This is a genomic window from Methanocalculus natronophilus (genome assembly GCF_038751955.1).
Lineage (GTDB): Archaea > Halobacteriota > Methanomicrobia > Methanomicrobiales > Methanocorpusculaceae > Methanocalculus > Methanocalculus natronophilus.
This window is the reverse complement of sequence record NZ_JBCEXH010000002.1, coordinates 337,276-355,664: the sequence shown is the minus strand read 5'-3', so window position 1 is coordinate 355,664 and position 18,389 is coordinate 337,276. Positions and strand designations below refer to the sequence as shown.

General features: G+C 53.5%; 18 protein-coding genes. 4 read left to right on the top strand and 14 right to left on the bottom strand.

Annotated elements, in window-relative coordinates:
- From ABCO64_RS10945 to ABCO64_RS03955, 11 genes are all read right to left on the bottom strand, one after another.
- On the bottom strand, positions 1 to 49 hold a 49-nt coding region (locus ABCO64_RS10945; protein WP_425463697.1), incomplete at its 3' end, for a hypothetical protein.
- Positions 50 to 519: 470 nt separating this feature from the next.
- The gene (locus ABCO64_RS04000; protein ID WP_253456520.1) at positions 520 to 1,683 is read right to left on the bottom strand and encodes an META domain-containing protein; all 1,164 of its coding nucleotides are present in this window, start codon (positions 1,681 to 1,683) and stop codon (positions 520 to 522) included.
- 68 nt (positions 1,684 to 1,751) lie between these two features.
- Positions 1,752 to 2,369 (bottom strand): ABC transporter permease, encoded by a 618-nt coding sequence (locus tag ABCO64_RS03995; protein ID WP_253456517.1) that lies wholly within the window; start codon positions 2,367 to 2,369, stop codon positions 1,752 to 1,754.
- A complete protein-coding gene (locus ABCO64_RS03990; RefSeq protein WP_253456514.1) occupies positions 2,363 to 2,998 on the bottom strand; it encodes an ABC transporter permease in 636 nt (211 codons plus the stop codon). The genes ABCO64_RS03995 and ABCO64_RS03990 overlap by 7 nt, the downstream gene beginning before the upstream one ends.
- Positions 2,999 to 3,012: 14 nt before the next feature.
- Entirely contained in the window at positions 3,013 to 4,140 is a 1,128-nt protein-coding gene (locus tag ABCO64_RS03985) for an ABC transporter ATP-binding protein (RefSeq protein ID WP_253456511.1), read from the bottom strand.
- Positions 4,141 to 4,170: 30 nt separating this feature from the next.
- On the bottom strand, positions 4,171 to 5,082 hold the full coding sequence (locus ABCO64_RS03980) for a glycine betaine ABC transporter substrate-binding protein (RefSeq protein WP_253456508.1): 912 nt from the start codon (positions 5,080 to 5,082) through the stop codon (positions 4,171 to 4,173).
- A 100-nt stretch (positions 5,083 to 5,182) separates the two neighbouring features.
- On the bottom strand, positions 5,183 to 5,815 hold the full coding sequence (locus ABCO64_RS03975) for an FmdE family protein (RefSeq protein WP_253456505.1): 633 nt from the start codon (positions 5,813 to 5,815) through the stop codon (positions 5,183 to 5,185).
- On the bottom strand, positions 5,799 to 6,626 hold the full coding sequence (locus ABCO64_RS03970) for an ABC transporter ATP-binding protein (RefSeq protein ID WP_253456502.1): 828 nt from the start codon (positions 6,624 to 6,626) through the stop codon (positions 5,799 to 5,801). Before ABCO64_RS03970 ends, ABCO64_RS03975 begins: the two co-directional genes overlap by 17 nt.
- Complete coding sequence (locus ABCO64_RS03965) at positions 6,623 to 7,693, bottom strand: FecCD family ABC transporter permease (RefSeq protein WP_253456570.1); 1,071 nt, start codon at positions 7,691 to 7,693, stop codon at positions 6,623 to 6,625. Before ABCO64_RS03965 ends, ABCO64_RS03970 begins: the two co-directional genes overlap by 4 nt.
- Before the next feature lie 262 nt (positions 7,694 to 7,955).
- Positions 7,956 to 9,071, bottom strand: a complete 1,116-nt coding sequence (locus tag ABCO64_RS03960; RefSeq protein ID WP_343089217.1) for an iron ABC transporter substrate-binding protein — start codon at positions 9,069 to 9,071, stop codon at positions 7,956 to 7,958.
- A 205-nt stretch (positions 9,072 to 9,276) separates the two neighbouring features.
- Positions 9,277 to 10,434, bottom strand: a complete 1,158-nt coding sequence (locus tag ABCO64_RS03955; protein WP_343089213.1) for an iron ABC transporter substrate-binding protein — start codon at positions 10,432 to 10,434, stop codon at positions 9,277 to 9,279.
- 186 nt (positions 10,435 to 10,620) lie between these two features.
- On the opposite strand from ABCO64_RS03955, the gene ABCO64_RS03950 reads away from it, so the two are divergent.
- Positions 10,621 to 11,229 carry an FmdE family protein gene (locus ABCO64_RS03950; protein ID WP_253456496.1) on the top strand — a complete coding sequence of 203 codons (609 nt, stop codon included), beginning with the start codon at positions 10,621 to 10,623 and terminating at the stop codon, positions 11,227 to 11,229.
- A gap of 11 nt (positions 11,230 to 11,240) precedes the next feature.
- On the opposite strand, the gene ABCO64_RS03945 is transcribed toward ABCO64_RS03950, so the two are convergent.
- Positions 11,241 to 11,642 (bottom strand): winged helix-turn-helix transcriptional regulator, encoded by a 402-nt coding sequence (locus ABCO64_RS03945; protein ID WP_253456493.1) that lies wholly within the window; start codon positions 11,640 to 11,642, stop codon positions 11,241 to 11,243.
- 86 nt (positions 11,643 to 11,728) lie between these two features.
- Between ABCO64_RS03945 and ABCO64_RS03940 the strand changes: the two genes are divergently transcribed.
- Together ABCO64_RS03940 and ABCO64_RS03935 are read left to right on the top strand one after the other, a co-directional pair.
- A complete protein-coding gene (locus ABCO64_RS03940; protein ID WP_253456490.1) occupies positions 11,729 to 12,679 on the top strand; it encodes an ATP-binding cassette domain-containing protein in 951 nt (316 codons plus the stop codon).
- A complete protein-coding gene (locus tag ABCO64_RS03935; protein WP_253456487.1) occupies positions 12,676 to 13,431 on the top strand; it encodes an ABC transporter permease in 756 nt (251 codons plus the stop codon). Before ABCO64_RS03940 ends, ABCO64_RS03935 begins: the two co-directional genes overlap by 4 nt.
- 52 nt (positions 13,432 to 13,483) lie before the next feature.
- Here the strand turns inward: ABCO64_RS03935 and ABCO64_RS03930 are convergent, their stop codons facing one another.
- Both ABCO64_RS03930 and ABCO64_RS03925 read right to left on the bottom strand, forming a co-directional pair.
- The gene (locus tag ABCO64_RS03930; RefSeq protein ID WP_253456483.1) at positions 13,484 to 14,629 is read right to left on the bottom strand and encodes an iron ABC transporter substrate-binding protein; all 1,146 of its coding nucleotides are present in this window, start codon (positions 14,627 to 14,629) and stop codon (positions 13,484 to 13,486) included.
- Between the two features lie 185 nt (positions 14,630 to 14,814).
- Positions 14,815 to 15,963 carry an iron ABC transporter substrate-binding protein gene (locus tag ABCO64_RS03925; protein ID WP_253456480.1) on the bottom strand — a complete coding sequence of 383 codons (1,149 nt, stop codon included), beginning with the start codon at positions 15,961 to 15,963 and terminating at the stop codon, positions 14,815 to 14,817.
- 203 nt (positions 15,964 to 16,166) lie between these two features.
- Here ABCO64_RS03925 and ABCO64_RS03920 point away from each other — a divergent pair, with 203 nt between their 5' ends.
- Positions 16,167 to 18,359 carry a PAS domain S-box protein gene (locus ABCO64_RS03920; protein ID WP_253456477.1) on the top strand — a complete coding sequence of 731 codons (2,193 nt, stop codon included), beginning with the start codon at positions 16,167 to 16,169 and terminating at the stop codon, positions 18,357 to 18,359.
- Positions 18,360 to 18,389 lie beyond the last annotated feature (30 nt).

Sequence of the window (18,389 nt, the reverse complement as noted above, 5' to 3'; positions counted from 1 at the left end):
TGCTGCAGCCTGTCCCGCAGTAGGGGCAGGTGGTTTGTACATACTTCATAGCCATAGGATTTTACCTCGGACAATGGAGGGGTGCAGAATAGATAGCTTAAATATTGCGATTTTCCATTTGAAGATTTTCTAAAGATGTAAGCTGATTTACTGTACATAGCTGACCCGGTTTCCATACCTTACAGGAACGTACCTTGCAGGGCAGTCCCATGAGACCACACACCCGAAGATGCAGAGATACAAAGCCAAATCAGAGAGCTGTTCGAAAACTGTACTATATTTAAAGATATTACTAAAATTTATAAGTTGAATCCTAATCACATATAAATCAATTAGGTACTGCGCGCCTGAATACGCCTCCATTCCATCAGGATCGCAGCTTTTTTTGATAGAAGCTGTGATACTTGCGTCAGGAACAAACAGCATATGCAGTGCAGATGCGGCAACAGGAAAATTGGAGATAAAATAGGTGTATTTGAGAGAAAAGGAAGCAAAAATAATGAGTTGGAGGTGGTGAGACTAGAGAACCCTGGTAAAGGAGAGCCGGGTCGTCTCATTGCCTGTATACAGGACAAGATGGTCGCCATCACGTTCATACCCGCTCACCTCTGGAAGCAGGGAGAAGTAGTGGCTCTCCTGGTCCATAACGCCAGGGATATCGCAATAGACGAGGGTGCTCACGGGCAGGCCAATGGTCATCTTGCAACCATCCAGCAGGTACTCTGCCGAGTAACTGTTACAGCCGCCAGACCCTGTGATACGTTCACCATCAAAGGCAGCAGTCACCGCCCGTTCGGTATGTGCTTTGATCGTCTGACCATCCTGAGTTATCGACGCCAGTTTCCATTTGGTACTGGAAAGCGGATCTGTTGGCTGCATCCTGGTAAAGACAAGGCTTTGGTCGCCTTCGTCATCTGTGAGCGTGAGACGGTCTCCTTTGATCAGAACAGAACTCATATTTTCAAGATATGAAAGATACCGGCTCTCCTGATCCATAACACCGGGTTCGCCACAGTACATCTTCGTCGCACCAACAGGTCCAAATTCGATTGTTGATCCATCAAGCGTATATGTACCGACGTAGCGGTTACAGCCTGCACTGCCGCTTATACCCTCATGATCAAACGAAAGGGTGATTGTCGTCTCCAGAACAAGAGATGATGCGGTTTCTGAATCGATGAATGTCTCAAGCTGCCAGTCTGATCCCGGCAGTTCGGCAGACGGATCCTTTTCTTCAGGAGGGACCACCTCGGTAAAGGCCAGCATTGCAACACCATCTCCATCATAGAGGATCAGTGTATCGCAATCGATCTGAGCTGTCGCCACATCCCCAAGAAGCGAGAGGTAGAGATGCTCCTGGTCCATAACACCGGGTTCGGTGCAGTACATCAGGGTCGAGCCGATCCCATCAATTGCGATCTGCTCATCCTCCTGGGTGAATGAACCAAAATAGAGATTGCATCCGGCATTCCCGCCGAGGCTCCCGTCGTCGAAGATGAGCGTGATGGTTGTTCCATCAAGAGGATTGGCCTTCGTCATCGTGAACTGCTCAAGCTCCCAGGAGGTTCCCGCAAGCGGGGGAGCAGCTGGCTCGTCTGGTGCCAGCGGCGCCTCCGAGACGCAGCCTGCAACCGCAAGGCAGACGAGGAGGAGCAGGGCTCCCGAAACTATGAATCGTACCATACTGATACATGAAGCATACACAATGAATAAGCTGGCGTATATTGCGAATTATTTCGCAGTCTCGGAGATCAGGCTTCCCTCACACCCGGCGGCACCATCCTCCTCTCCAGCCGGGAGAGCGATCCGTCAAGGAAGAGGGCGATCGCAATTGCCGGGAGGGCGCCGGAGAGCATCTTCATCATATTCACCCCGGCAAGCCCTTCAAAGACGAGGGTGCCAAGCCCGCCGCTCCCGATCATCGCCGTCAAAATCGCGACACTGTTTGCCAGGATCGCCGCAAACTTCACCCCGGCAAAGATAGCGGGATACGCATTTTTGAACCTGACATACCTGATAATCTCCCATTTCGAGAGGCCGATCCCTTCAGCTGCGGCGATGAGAGCCGGATCTGTTGAGGTCAGCCCGACCAGCGTGTTTTTGACGATTGGGAGCAGCGCCCTGAGAAAGATGGCGATGATCGCAGGCCAGAACCCGATCCCAATCAGCGGAACAACGATTGCAACAACTGCAAAGGTTGGTACCGCCTGCACCAGGTTTGCGAGGACCAGCACCACCCTCTCCATGGTCCTGCTGAAGAGAGAGAGGACTGCAAGCGATATCCCAATGACAATACTCGCAAGGAGTGCGGTATATGCCAGGATGATATGCTGGAGGATCGGGCTCCAGATCAGATCAGGGCTCACCATGATCCGGTCCTCCGCTTCAGTGCCGCCTCGATCCCGCCTGCGATGCCATCGAGGAAGACGGCAAGCACCCCCACCCAGATCCCGGCAACAAGGATGATATCCGGGCGAATCAGGTTAATCCCGGTCTGGAGCGGGGCACCGAGACCACCTGCACCAAAGATACCTCCCAGGGTGACGATCCCCATCGTGAAGACGATGGCAATCCTGATCCCGCCTGCTATCATCGGAAAGGCGAACGGAAGCCGTATTTTCAGGAGGATATCCCGTTCAACAAGCCCCATTGCCCGGCCGACCTCGAGGAGTTCGGGGCTGACAGAGATGAGCCCTGTATAGGTGTTCCTTGCTATCGGGAGGATCGAGTAGATGACACAGGCGATGATCGTCGGGACTGTTCCGATCCCTGCAAGGGGAATGAGAAGGATGAGCAGGGCAATATCCGGGAAGGTCTGCACCGCATTCAGGCCCGAAAAAACCGGGGGCGAAAACTTCCTCCGGCGATAGAGAAAGAGACCTGTTGCCACCCCGATCAAAATCCCAATGAGAAGGGCAATGGAAAAGATCTGGAGATGCTCAATCGTCCGCTCGGTCAGGTTATACCTGACCCAGACCATCTGCAGTTCATCAGGCATCCCCGGATCACCTCCTATACAAGTTTTCGCACCACCATATCCGGGGTGAGGAGGCCAACCGGGTGCCTGCCTTCTGCAACAACGGCTGGACAGTCGGGTCCCGACTTCATCCGGGTGAGAGCAGGGAGAGCCGGCTCATCAGGTTCCAGGATGAGGGGAGAGCAGGCATATGATCCAACCATAGCTGAATTGTCGCCGCCCTGGAGGAGATCAGCCATCCTGACAATGGTGGGTGAAGCAACACCATCGGTTAGAATTGCAATCGCCGCACCAGGGTTTTGCATCCGGGCAATGGCTTCACCAAGGGTGCATGTAGCCTGAAGATGGCAGAGATCAGCTGCTGGCTGCATCAGATCCCGGACAGTCAGGTTCTCAAGATGCCGGTACAGATGATCTGATCCAACGAGCCCGGAGACCATCTGGTCAGCAGGATTCAGGATCAGATCCCGGGCAGCCCCCACCTGGATGAGCCGTCCTTCATCCATAATCGCAATCCGATCCCCGAGCCGGAACGCCTCATTGATGTCGTGGGTCACAAAGACGATGGTTTTACCGATATCCGCCTTGATACCAAGGAAATCGTCCTGAAGCTGGCGTCTGAGGATGGGATCGAGTGCACCAAAGGGCTCATCCATCAGGAGGAGGGGAGGGTCCATGACAAGAGCACGGGCAAGGCCTATCCGCTGCTGCTGGCCGCCTGAGAGCTCCTTTGGGTACCGATCCATGAATAGATCCGGGGAAAGATGGACACGGGCAAGCAGCTCCCGGACACGCTCATCTATTCGATCATTGCTCCAGCCCTCGATCTTTGGGAGAAGCCCGATATTATCCCTGATGGTCATATGGGGAAAGAGCCCGATCTGCTGGATCACATACCCGATGTTCTTCCTCAGGGCGATCGGATCAAGGGTGGTTGTTTCAGTACCATTGATGGCAATTGATCCGGAATCGGGATCGATCAGGCGGTTGATCATCCGGAGCATCGTCGTCTTCCCGGACCCCGAACCCCCGATCAGGATGAGCAGTTCTCCTCCCCTGACATCAAGACTGAGATCGTCAACAGCGACGACATCACCGAATTGTTTTGTTACTCCCGAGATGCTGATCGAATCGATCCGGTCAAAGAGTCGTTTCCCATGCACATCGCCACATCCATCCGGGGAAAAAGAGAATCAGGAGGAGATCAGCCCCTCTCTCCTGAGATAGTCACGTGCGATATCCCGTGCCTCACGCTTGTCATTGTCAAATTCGGCATTAAGCGCCCGCATCTCATCGGTATCGATCTGATCTGCAAGAACTGAGAGGGCATTGGTGAGCCGCTCATCTGAGGCAAGATCTGATCGTACAAAGAGCATCGCCTCATAGGGGGGAAGAGCTGCCTGATCATCCTCAAGGACAACCAGGTTGTAGAGATCCACCCGTGAGTCTGTTGTATAGGGAGGGATCGCCTGAACCTGGTCGTTTGCAATCGCCTCGTACATCAGGGTCGGCGACATCGGGACAACATCAGCAAAGCTGAGGCCATAGACCTCTTGTAGTCGTGGAAGGCCATCCTCACGTTCATGGAAGACAAGATCACTGCCAAACGTAAGACTACCTGCATGAGGCACAAGATCACTGATTGTTTCGATGCCATGCTCTGCAGCATAGGAGTCCTTCACGGCAATAGCGTAATCATTTCTGAAACCCAGCCTGAACGGGACGTCTATTCCTTCTTCAGCAAGATGGGATCTGACCAGGGTATAGACATGATCCGGTTCCCATACCTCAAGCGGCTCAAGCTTCAGGAGCTGGGAGTACGCGGTTCCGGTATACTCGACATAGACATCCACCTGTCCCCGTTTAATCCCTTCAAAAAGCGTCGCGTCATTCATTCCGGGCCGGATATCTGTTCTGTATCCTTCCTCCTCAAGGAGGAGGGCTATCATATGAGGGAGAATATACTGTTCATTAAAGGGCTTTCCGCCGATGACGATCGTCTCCCTGCCTCCTGCAGGATCACCTTCCATGCACCCGGCAGCAGCCAGGCAGGCGATGACCAGAAGGGCCGCGAGGGTCCCGTACATAATTTTTTTATTTAACATCAGACCACAGGAGAGAAGGGGGCAGGAGAGCTTATAGCATTTTTGATAGGAGCGAACCAGGTATCCGCCCGGTTGCAGTCTGAAAAATAAGGGAGAGTGTTTACCCTGTTTTTGAAAGAGCACAGGTTGCACAGACAGCCTTCCCGTTTGCCGTCTGCATCTTTGCATCCGCAACCGGCTCACCGCAGTCCGGGCAGGTGACAGTCTGAAAGATCCGTGCCTTCTCAGGAGGGGTGAATGCCACCTCGGTGACGGTGAGGAGTTCATCCTGCGGGACCGTAAGGGTGGCTTCTGTTGCGGCTGCCATCAGCTCATAGAACCGCTTCTTTTCTGGGTCAGTCGCGGTCCCGGCAAAGATCTTCGGCCGCAGGGTATCTATCTCCTGCTTACCGGCCATCTCCCGGCTCTTAATCAGGATACGCACCGCCCTGTTCTTCTCGCGGGCATAGAAGGTGAAGACATTCTTCCCGTAATCATGGATGACAAGGTTCCCTTTCCCGGCGGTGCAGCCGGTCACAAGCTGGATTGCGTCAACACCGCAGGCATCAGTCTCGGCAACGGTGACGAGTTCCTCATCATAGGGCCGGGCAACGCCAAGCGCCTCCATCGCGGCACGGGCAGCACGGTACCCGATCGCAAGGCCGGGACATGAATGGCCGTGGAATGTTACACACTCTTCAAATGCCGGGTACTTCCCGGACTCCATCACCTGGTGATCATGCGTTTCGCACATAAGTACTACCTTCTTCGTCTATTGGTATCTTCGTTTTCCTTCCATTCCCGTTGCAGAGGCATTGCGGGATGACACAGGTCACCCCTTCAAGCTCCCCGATCATCACCGGAACGCCATAGACTGCCTCGATCTCAGCAGCAGTAACAACGCTTCTGTCCCCACAGGTATGGATGAACTGGTCTTTTAAGAGGATGAACCGATCAGCATACCGGAGAGCCGTATTTAAGTCATGCATCGTCATCACAACCGCAATATTGTGTTCCTCAACAATTGCGGTGATCCGGTGCAGGATCTCGATCTGGTTCTTCAGGTCAAGCGCACTCGTCGGCTCGTCCAGCAGCAGGATCTTTGGCTCCTGGACAAAGGCCCGTGCAATTGCAACCATCTGGAGCTCTCCGCCGCTCATCTCGTCGATGTAGTGGAGGCGAAGACGCTCAATCCCAAATGCCCGGAATGCTGCCTCAACGATTTTGAGATCATTCCCGGTGACATCCCATCCGATATGTGGCCGCCTTCCGAGGAGGACAGCGTCAAAACCGGTTAATCTCCCGGTCTCAACCCGCTGGGGAACATAGCCGATCCGCCGGGCAACCTCCATCAGTTCAAGCGAATTGAGTGAATCGCCGCAGACGGAGACTGCGCCCTGCTTCGGTACCAGGATCCGGTTTAGGCACTTCAGGAGGGTCGTCTTCCCGACACCGTTTGGGCCCAGGATAGCGACGATCTCGCCCTCGTTGATTGAGAAAGCGATCTCATCAAGGATCCCCTTGTTCCGGTACATAAATTTCAGTTCATCGACATTCAGGATCATCGCTTATACCCCCGAAGCAGCAGGTAGATGAAGACCGGTGCGCCCATGAACGCCGTCAGGATCGCAACCGGCAGGACATACGGCGCGACGATCAGCCGGGCAACGGTATCTGATGCAAGCAGGAGGATGCCGCCCATCACAATTGATCCGGGAATCAGGTACCGCTGTTCGTCGCCTATGATCCGCCTGACCATATGCGGGCAGACGAGCCCGACAAACCCGATGACACCGAGGAACGAGACGAGGACGGCTGTGACAAGGGCGGCGATGATCATGCCGACATTCCTGAGCCGCTCGACATTCACCCCAAGCCCCTTTGCCGTCTCATCGCCTGCATCCATTGCATTGTAGTTCCAGCGGTTCCAGATGAAGTAGATGCAGGCAATAATCACAACAGCCCCCATCAGGTACACTTCAGACCAGCTGGCACGCCCGACATCGCCGAATGTCCAGTGGACAACTGCTGCAAGCTGGGCGTCATCACTGAAGTACTGGAGGAACATCACCCCTGCCGTAAAGAGAGACGAAAGGGCAACACCGGCAAGAATCACCACTTCCGGCGAAGATGCCTTGATCTTTGCGATCGCGAGGATCGCAATGGTTGCGAGCATGCAGAAGATGAAGGCGCAGATAGTCGTCACATAGGGGTTATTGATGATCACCGCACCCGCAGTCGTCGAGGTCATCCTGCCGGTGCCGAGGAAGATGATCGCAACTGCCGCACCAAAGGCACCCGCATTTGAGATACCAAGTGTGAAGGGCGATGCAAGCGGGTTTCTCAGGATCGACTGCATCGCCACCCCGGCAACCGCAAGCCCGGCTCCGCAGATGATTGCCGCAAGCGCCTGGGGGAGCCTGATATTCCAGATGATCCGATCCCACTTTTCAGTGGCGTTCTGGCCGATTAAAGTCAGAAAGACCTCATACGGCGGAATAGCGACTGCCCCAACCGAGATCGAGAGAATAAGCAGGAGGAAGAGAACGACAATTCCACCAAGTATCCAGAGCACCTTCCGGTAGGTGTACTTCAGGTAATCTGCGGGGAGTTCACCGTCTGCAAAATGCAACGGATTATCCACCCCGCATTGCTGCCTGTTGCCTGCCAAAAAGATCCGGGAACCCGGTTGATTGGATATGGAGTAGTGTAATACTATTTGTAAGATCCATTATACTCCCTCAGATCAATGTAGGGTAGCAGACCACATAAGAATATCCTTTTTGTATTTGTTATGAAGATCTGCAAAGCCCGGGATATCAGGCTGGCCTTGAGGGTTCACGCCTTCAGAGGAGAGCGAAAAGAAAGATAAAAGAGAGAGAAAGGAAGCCTTTTCAGAGTGAAACCGGCCTGAATCCAAAGTTGTTGAACTGGCTGTTCAGCTCTGCAAAGACCGGTTCACCAACGAAGAATTCCATGATCTCCTCACCCTTTTCAACAGGGTCAATGTCCTCAAACCGGTCGGGATAGAGCACCTTGCCGACATAGTAGGCATTTGCAAGAACCGTTTCGTAGTTGGTGTTGTAGAAGTTGTACGGCAGCACGCCATAGACACGCCCCTCTTTCACGGCGGTGAGGCCCTTGAGAGCAGGATCATCCCTTAGCTGCCCGACAGCGCCTTCATTATCCATCCGTGTTGTACCCGCATCAATGAAGAGATAGTCAGGATCCCAGTCCACGATCGCCTCCTTGGCAACATCGACATGTGCGGTTCCAAGGCCGGATGCGACATTCTCCGCATGCACCCAGAGGAAGGGCGGGTATGCCGGTTCGGTCGATATGATACCATGTGCACCCGCACTGCTCACACCACCGATATAGACGCGCTTTCGTTCTTCAGGAGGAATGTCACTTGTCCGGGCCTCGAGGTCAGCTATCGTCGCCTCGATGTATGCGATAATCTCTTCGGCACGATCCTCATTTCCGATTGCTTTGCCCATCACCCGGAGGGCAGTGTACATCTCGGTCTTTTCTGCATCGTTTCTCAGCGAGCCATAGGCAAACCCGATCACCGGCACACCGGTTCTGCTCTCGAGATCATCTACTTCAGCGATACTTGTGCCATACGCAGTACCGGTAGATCCGCCCTTGAAGACGAGGTCCGGCCCGATACCGATGACTTTTTCCGGATCATCCCTGCCCCGGAACTCGCCAAAGAGCGGTAATTGCTGGAACTTCTCACGGTGTACAAGCGCATAGGGGCGTCCCTCCACATCACGGTGCTCCTTCTCGATGCTGTCGACACCAACAACGAGATCTTCGCCCTGGAGGTATACCAGGTACCGGAGCGTGCCTGAGCCGGAACAGAGGACGCTCTCAACAGGTTGCGGGATCGTCACCGTCCGGCCGAAGCCATCGGTCACGGTCATCTCGTTTTGTCCACTTGCCGGAGCAGAGGGGGCGGCTTCCCCGACACAACCCGCAACTGCGAGGAGGGCTATGAGGAGCACTCCACACAAAATAGAATAAATGTGATTATTCATCATACCAAATCTAAAAATGATTGGATTATGATATACTTTAATATACCTATTTTATTTTTCGTCTGAGTTATGGTGCATAAATATTGAGAGTTGAATACTAATGATTAAAAAAAGCAGCGTTTGAATGAGAAGAGGAGGCGGAGAGCCTCGCCCCTTCAGGGGTTCCAGAGTATCAGATCGGGATCTGGGTGAACCCTAATCCTCTGTACCCGGCATTATACTCTTCAAAGACAGGTTCTCCAGCGAAGAAGGTGAAGAGTTCATCTGCTTTCTTAACCGGATCAACATCTGCAAACCTGTCGGGATAGAGCACTTTGCCGACAAAGTAGGCATTTGCCAGGACGACCTCATAGTTGGTATTATATGAGTTGTATGGCAACAGACCGTATACTTTCCCGCTCTTCACAGCAGAAAGCCCCTTCAGTGCGGGATCAGTCTTCACCTGCCCAAGAGCTCCGTCATTCTCCATCCCAAGGGTTCCAAGGTCGATAAAGAGATACTCTGGATCCCAGTCAACAATCGCCTCCTTTGCAACATCGACATGCGCTGTTCCTATACCTGATGCGACATTATCTGCATGCACCCAGAGGAATGGCGGGTACGCCGGCTCTGTCGAGATGATGCCATGGGCACCTGACATGCTGACACCGCCGATATAGACACTCTTCTGCTCGTTCTCAGGGATGTCGTGTGTCCGGCGCTCAAGATCAGCCATTGTTGCCTCAATGTAGTCGATCACCTCTTCTGCCCGATCCTCCTTTCCGATGACAAGGCCGATCGTCCTGAGGTATGTGTACATCTCATCCTTCTCGTCAGCTGTCCGTAGAGATCCATACGGGTAGCCGATCACCGGGATGCCTGTCTTCTCCTGGAGGGCACTTACCGCACCGACATCGGTTGCCGAACCCTGTCCGGTTGCACCCGTCTTGAAGATCACCTGGGGGTTAATCGCAATGACCTTCTCGGGATCTTCTCTGCCGCGTGGCTCTCCAAAGAGCGGAAGGTCTTTCATCTGATTCAGATGAACGAGGGCATAGGGGCGGCCTTCCGGATTCATAAAGCTCTTCTCCCTGCTGTCGACTCCGACAAGGGTGTCCTGGCCCTGCATATAGACCATGTACCGGACAGCGCCGGCACCAGAGGCGAGAACCTCGGTTGCCGGAACCGCAACCGTCACTGTGCGGTCAAAGCCATCAGTGATCGTCACTTCACGCGGACCAGAGGGTGAGGGTGTGTCAGGAGTGGTTGCCTCCCCGACACACCCGGCAATACCCAGGAATGCAACAAGAAGCATCCCCATGACAATGATACATATTTTTTTATCCATCATACTAGATCATACCATAATATGAATTATATCAATATTAGTGTTTTGTGTTCCACATCTTAACTGATAAAATAATATTTTTTTAACATAATATAGATTAATTTAAGGAATATGCAAATTGTATCTTTATAGAATCATACAAATCCATACGATCATTACATTTATAGAACCGGATACAAAATACCCTATATGAAAGCACAGGAAGACAGGAAGGCCCTGTTCGAGGCACTGATCCAGTTCCATGGCCATCTCTGCGGCGGGCTTGCCTTTGCCGCACGGGTATGCGAGAAGGCAGCAAACGAACTTGGAACACAGGGCAATGATGGCAATGATCTACGGGCGGTGATCGAAACAGCAGATGCCTGTGGAATCGATGCTGTCCAGGTGTTTGCAGGTTGCACTCCTGGAAAAGGGAACCTGACCATTCTTGATTACGGGAAGCACGCCTATACCTTCATTAACCGGCGAAACGGGGAGGCGATCCGGATACTCAGGCACCGGGACTTTGATCTCGAGAAGATCGATCCGGTCGTTGCAAAACTCAGAAAAGCGATCTTCTCAGGTGAGGCTACCAAAGAGGAGCGGAAGATATTCGACCAGAGGATGGAAAAGGTAGCGGATGTCATCCTCTCAATGCCCGAGGAAGAGCTCTTTACCGTCCAGCGTTTCCAGACAGAAGTTATGAAGAAGACAAAAGCCTTTGAACAGGCCGAGTGCTCCCGGTGCAAAGAGATGGTTGCTCTAAACCGCCTAAACGAGAGAGACAGTGAGCGCCTCTGCATCCCCTGTTCAGATTGAGAGGATGGAGATCAGGTACTCTCTGAATGGCTGGCACAGAGATTCTCTGCCCCATCTACCCGGCAGGCGGGCAGGCACTCCCGCTGCCCTGATCCAATCCGATCTGCTGCCCACTCGATCAGCGGCTGCATCGCACGGCAGAGAGCCGCACCCTCACCAGTCAGCGAATACTCCACCCGTGGAGGGGTCTCTGCATGGAAGCTCCGGTTCAGCAGGCCTTCAGCCAGAAGATCCGAGAGGGTATCGGAGAGTGTTTTCGGGCTGATTCCCACCAGTATCCGCTCGATATCAGTGAACCGGATACTGCCTGTGCTCCCGACTGTCGTGATGATCGGGAGTGCCCACTTCTTCGAGAGGAGCGGGAGAATACCCCGAAGCGGACAGATACTTTGAGAGAGCGTATCCTTACACATTACTTCAGTGTACCATAGTCATCCCTTTTAATGCTACTCTTTCAATAGTAATAGAAAGAAGAGCAATTCAGCAGGAGAGATGCAGTGTGTTAGAAGCAGATCATCACGAAGACGCCATCATTGCAACAGATCTCAGGAAGACCTTCGCCGATATCGTCGCAGTGGACTCGATCTCGTTTTCCGTCCGAAGAGGCGAGATATTCGGATTCCTTGGGCCTAACGGGGCTGGAAAAACAACAACCACCCGGATGCTGACCGGGGTGATGCAGCCGGATTTTGGATCAGCCACACTCTTTGGCCATGACATCGTGCATGCACCGGTTCGCGCAAAACAGCAGTGCGGGGTGGTGCCGGAGACGGCAAATGCCTATACCGACATCTCCGCCTGGCAGAACCTGATGCTGATGGGAGAACTCTATGGCGTGCCGCGGCAGCATGCAGAAGAGCGTGCAGAAACGCTTCTGACAAACCTTGGCCTCCTTGAAAGAAAAGACCAGAAAGTGCAGGGATTCTCAAAAGGGATGAAGCAGCGGCTGATCCTTGCAATGGCACTCCTCCACGAGCCGGACCTCCTCTTCCTCGATGAGCCGACAGGCGGCCTCGATGTTAGAAGCACCCACCTGATCACACAGATGCTCAGGGAACTCAATGATGGGGGCACCACCATCTTCCTCACCACCCATAACATGGAGGAGGCAAACCGGCTCTGCGACCGGGTGGCCATCATGAGAAAGGGAACGATTGTTGCAATCGACTCGCCGGAGCGCTTGAAGATGGCAATTGAGCGGCTCCATACCATCGAGGTCAGTTTTCAGACACAGCCAAAAGATGGTGATCTAGGTCGCCTCCCCGGAATCGTTTCAGCCAGGCGCGAGGGGGACAAAATTGTGATCACCACAGAGGATGTCGACTCCGCTATCCACGCGATCACCGCATACGGAGCAGAGCACCAGCTGAAGATCGGGATGCTCCGGACACTGGCACCGACACTGGATGAGGCGTTTCTCAGGCTGACTGAGGGAGGCGGGATAGTATGAACCCTGACAGTCTCCCCGAGCAGTTGAGACGGGCCTTTGCGATCACAAAGAAGGATATCCGGATCTACTATGCAAAAGGGCCGGTCGTCATCTTCGGCCTCTTCATGCCGCTCTTCCTCTTCCTCGCATTTGCCATTGGGGATCGGGGATTACCGATGCCGTTTCTGCTATCCGGCCTCCTCGCAATGACCGTCTTCTTCACAGCAACCGCAGTCTCGCCGGTGATCCAGCCCTGGGAGGCACAGGCTCGGACCCTGGAGCGGCTGATCGCAACCCCTGTTACGATGAAGACCCTGATCGCAGGCGACATGTTCGCCTCCGTCATCTTCGGGATCGGCATTGCAGTTGTTCCGATCACAATCGGACTGCTGCTTGGCGTTGTTCCGATCTACCCCCTGCTCCTTGCAGTGGGAATCATCCTTGCATCATTCTGCTTCTCAGCACTCGGCCTCCTCCTCTCGACACCGGCAACAAATGTTCCATCCAACATCATGATGCTCTCAGCACTCCTGAAGTTCCCGCTCATCTTTATCAGCGGGGTCTTCATCCCTGTTGAGCAGCTCCCCTTTGCAGGCCAGGTGCTTGCGATCTGCTCCCCGCTCACCTACTTCACCGATATCGCCCGCTACTGCCTGATGGAAACGCAGACCTTTCCGCTCTGGGTGAATTTTGCGGCACTGGCACTCTTTGCCATTCTCTTCACAACAGCTGCAATGGTGCTCCATACAAGAACGGTGAGCAGGCGGATCTGAATTGGAGCTGGCACGCTTCATCAGGTGCAAAACAAGAAAAGGAAAAAAGGAATCAGAGTGGGATCTGAGAGAACCCGAGATCCCCATACTGGCTGTTCAGCTCTGCAAAGACTGGTTCTCCAAGGAAGAAGGTCATGATCTCTTCTGCCTTCTCTTCCGGATCGATATCAGCAAACCTCTCCGGATACAGGACAGAGCCGACGAAATATGCATTCGCAAGCACAGTCTCGTAGTTTGTCATGTAGAAGTTGTAGGGGAGGACACCGTAGACTTTGCCTTCCTTCACCGCAGTAAGCCCCTGGAGTGCAGGATCATGCTTCAGCTGCCCGATTGCGCCTTCATCGTCTGTTGTCATGGTATTCACATCAATGAAGAGATAATCGGGATCCCAGTCCACTAAAGCCTCCCTGGCAACATCGGCATGTGCGATGCCAAGCCCTCCGGCCACATTATCTGCATGCACCCAGAGGAATGGCGGGTATGCAGGCTCAGTCGAGATGATGCCGTGTGCACCTGCATGGCTTATACCGCCGACATAGACCTGCTTCCGCTCTTCTGGAGGAATATCCCCGGTGCGTTCCTCAAGATCCGCTATCGTCGCATCGATGTAGTCGATCACCTCTTCGGCACGATCATCTTTTCCAATCGCTTTGCCCATAACCCTGAGGGCGGTCTGCATCTCGGCTTTTTCCGCATCATTTCTCAGAGAGCCATAGACAAATCCAACCACCGGCACCCCGGTTCTTGCCTCAAGATTCTCCACATCAGCTATACTGCCTGCATATGGTGATCCGGGCAGGAACCCCTTGAAGACGAGATCAGGATCGATTGCAATGATCTTTTCAGGATCGTCCCGTCCACGCAGTTCCCCGAAGAGCGGAAGCGTCATGAAATGATCGCGGTGGACCAGGGCATACGGCCTCCCCTCAATCTCCCGGAAGTTCTTATCCTGGCTGTCCACACCACTAACGAGATCCTCACCCTGCAGGTACACCAGGTACCGGAGGGTACCTGAACCCGAACAGAGGACGCTCTCAACAGGTTGCGGGATCGTCACGGCTCTGTCAAACCCATCGGTGATGGTTGCATCCTGTGTTTCTGTCTTCGGATCAGTTCCCGGATCTGTCGTACACCCGGCACCTGCGAGGAGGAAGAGAAGCACCACACCACAGGCGATAATACCCATTCTATTATTCATAGCACCACATCGTAACAGAGTGGGAGATGCGCTTACTTAAACACACCCATTTTATCCTGGGTAGAATATAGAATGTCAAATTTTTTGATGTTTGAACAACTCAGCTGAAGAGCGTGTCCCTGGCATCACAGGAAAAAAGTGAGGAGGAGGAAGCCCAATTGTGAAAAAAAAGGATACCTATTCTTTCAGATTGGGATCTGAGAGAACCCAAGCCCGTCATACTGGCTGTTCAGCTCTGCAAAGACCGGCTCCCCGACGAGGAATGAATAGATCTCATCAGCCTTTTCAGCCGGATCGATATCTGCAAACTGCTCTGGATACAGAACTGATCCGATGAAGTACGCATCCGCAAGCACGGTTCCATAGTTTGTTGTGTACGAGTTGAATGGCAGAACGCCATAGACGTTCCCGGTTTTGACAGCAGTAAGCCCTTGGAGTGCCGGATCAGTCTTCAGCTGATCGAGGGCATTTCCCTCTCCAAGATGCATTGAGGAGAGATCAATGAAGAGATACTCCGGGTCCCAGTCCACAAGGGCTTCTTTGGCAATATCGGCATGGTCAGTACCAAGTCCGGACGCCACATTCTCCGCATGCACCCAGGCAAACGGCCCATAGGCTGGCTCAGTCGAGATGATGCCATGGGCGCCCCTGCTGCCGACACCGCCGACATAGGCCCGCTTCCGCTCTTCTGGAGGGATATCACGCGTCCGTGCCTCCAGATCCTCAATCGTCTCATCAATAAAGGCGATCACCGCTTCGGCACGGTCCTCCCGGCCGATGACGCTGCCCATCAGGCGGAGGGAGTCATACATCAGGAGCTGATCGGCCTCTGTCCTGACCGATCCATACTGAAACCCGATCACCGGCACCCCCGTCCTCTGCTGGAGCGACGCTGCATCTGCAGCATCTGCTCCCGAGGCTATACCGGATGACCCGGCCTTGAAGATGAGATCCGGGCTGATTGCTACGATCTTCTCGGGATCGTCCCTCCCACGCATCTCCCCAAAGAGCGGCAGGGATTCAAACAGCTCGCCATGCACAATCGAATATGGCCTGCCGCGGACATCGTCCTGCACCAGATCGGCAGAATCCACACCTGCAGCCAGGCCCTCTGCCTGGAGGTAGACGAGGTACCGGAGTGAGCCGGCACCCGAACAGAGGACAGACTCCACATCAGACGGAACAGAAACCTCCCGCCCGTACTGGTCGGTGATGAGAACAGAACCCTCCGGGGATGTATCCGCGACACATCCGGCAGCAGCAACAACAAGAAGGATCACCATGATCAGGAGAGGTGTCCATGCACAACGCAAGTTAATCTTAGTATCATCCATTAATATTTAGTTTGATATGAGCATTTATAAAAATATCCCCGGAAATCGCTCCGTATCACATAATAAAGCAAAAGTATGAATATTTTGGAAGGTGGTGGCGCTCCATTTTTCCAGTATTATACCCTGCATAGCCTGTATGGTCAAGGGAAGATATTAAGCCAGAGAACCACAAACACTGGTTCACCGGATGAGTGGGAGTTTTTATGGCGAGCAAAGAGCAGGAGAGTATACCCTTTATTGCACTCACCATAACAACAGCGATCTCTCTCATCATCACGCTCTACTCCCTCTCCATCGGCTGGTTCATCATCTTCCAGAACCTCTACTACATTCCAATCATCATCGCGTGCATCTATTATTATAAGCGGGGCTTCCTCTTCTCCATCCTGCTTGCCATCCTCTATTTCATCCTCTTCGCCTCTGCCACCACCGACTCGGATCTCCTGCTGGGTGCGGGAGCCAGGGTGGCTTTATTCATCCTGATCGCCGGTGTGATCACCTACCTTGCCATGAAGAGGGCTGAGCTTGCCACGCAGCTTGGCCGATCAAATGACGAACTGACGGCTGCAAACGAGGAGTTACTCGCATCTGAGGAGGAGATCAGGTCTCACGTTGATGAGCTGTATTCAGCCCAGCAGATCATCACCGAGACGAAAGACCGCTACCTGGCACTCTTTGAGGCAGCAGGCGATGCGATCTTTCTCCACCGGATAGAAGCAGACGGCATGCCGGGCCGGTTCATTGAGGTGAACGAACGGGCATGCGAGAGCCTCGGATACACGCGGGATGAACTGCTTGGGCTCACCGTTATCGATGTCGCCGGGGAGAAAGCACGAGCAGAGGCACCGGAGCGGATGCAGGAATTTCTGAAACGGGAAAGTGCCATCTTTGAGTCTGATCTGAAGAGAAAAGACGGCAGCACCTTCCCGGTGGAGGTCAGCGCACGCGTCATCAGGCATCCTGATGAGACCCTCATCCTCTCGGTCGTCCGTGATATCACTGATCGGAGAGCTGCAGAGGAAGAGATTCTCCTGAAGAATGCTGCCATTGACTCATCAATCAATGGAATCGCCATTGCTGACACGAGCGGAATTATCACGTACGTAAACCCTGCATTTTTGTCCTTATGGGGATATGACGATACAGACGAAGTGATTGGGAGATCAGTGCTTGACTTCTGGGTATCGGAAGAGGAAGCAGAACAGGTTGTCCTTTCGATCCAACAATATGGAAGATGGTCGGGAGAGATGGAGGGGAGGAGAAAGGACGGCTCAACCATGCCGCTCCAGCTCTCAGGCAGCATTGTCCGTGACGCCGCAGGCCTCCCAATTGCCCTGATGGGATCGTTTATTGATATAACCGAGCGAACGGCAGCTGAAGCGGCGCTCAGGCAGATGGAGGAGGAGAAAACCACTGTCCTTGACTCAATGCCGGTGATGCTCGCATACTTAAATCCCGACCTGACCGTCCGGTATGCAAACCAGGTCGCAAGCGCATCGGTGGGGCAGAAGCCAACAGATCTCATCGGCCGCCACTGCCATGAGATCTGGCATGGTCGAACCGAGTGCTGTGAGAACTGCCCGGTGGTGAAAACACTCTCAACTGGAATGATCGAGGAAGGCGAGATACAGATCCCTGATGGCCGGATCTTCCACCTGAAAGGGTGCCCGGTCTATGGTGATGACGGGGAGGTTGAGGGGATCATCGAATTTGGCATCGACATCACCGAACAGCGGGCAGCCGAGAATGCGCTCCATATCACAAACCATAAGCTGCAGCTCCTCTCAAGCATCACCCGCCATGACATCCTCAACCAGATCATGGCAGGCCTTGGATTCCTGGAACTGACCGATTGCAGGGATATGGATCCAGAGCAGGTACGCTATCTTAAACAGGTCACACTCGCACTGCAGAATATCCGCCGCCAGATTGAGTTTACCCGCGAATACGAGAACCTGGGTGTCAGGGAACCCGCCTGGCTTGATATAGGGGAGATGGTACAGACGCTTCCATCAGGGCCGGTGCCCGTAACAAACGAATGCGGGAAAATTGCCATCTATGCAGACCCGATGCTTGAGAAGGTCTTCTCCAATCTCTTCGACAATACCATCAGCCATGCAGAAGGGGCAACAGGCATTATACTCCGGTGCGAGAGATCAAATGGTGAGCTGGTCATCTCCTGGGAAGATGATGGGCCAGGTATCCCCGATGACCAGAAAGGGAGAATATTCGCACGTGGCTTTGGAAAGAACACGGGCTTTGGCCTCTTCCTCAGCCGCGAGATCCTCGGGATCACCGGGATTGAAATCTCTGAGACCGGCATACCCGGGAACGGAGCACGATTTGAGATCAGGGTTCCGAAAGGGCGGTTTTTCCTCTCAGACGAGACGGCCTGAAGGCGAGAGCACCTGAATACCAGGTTTTTT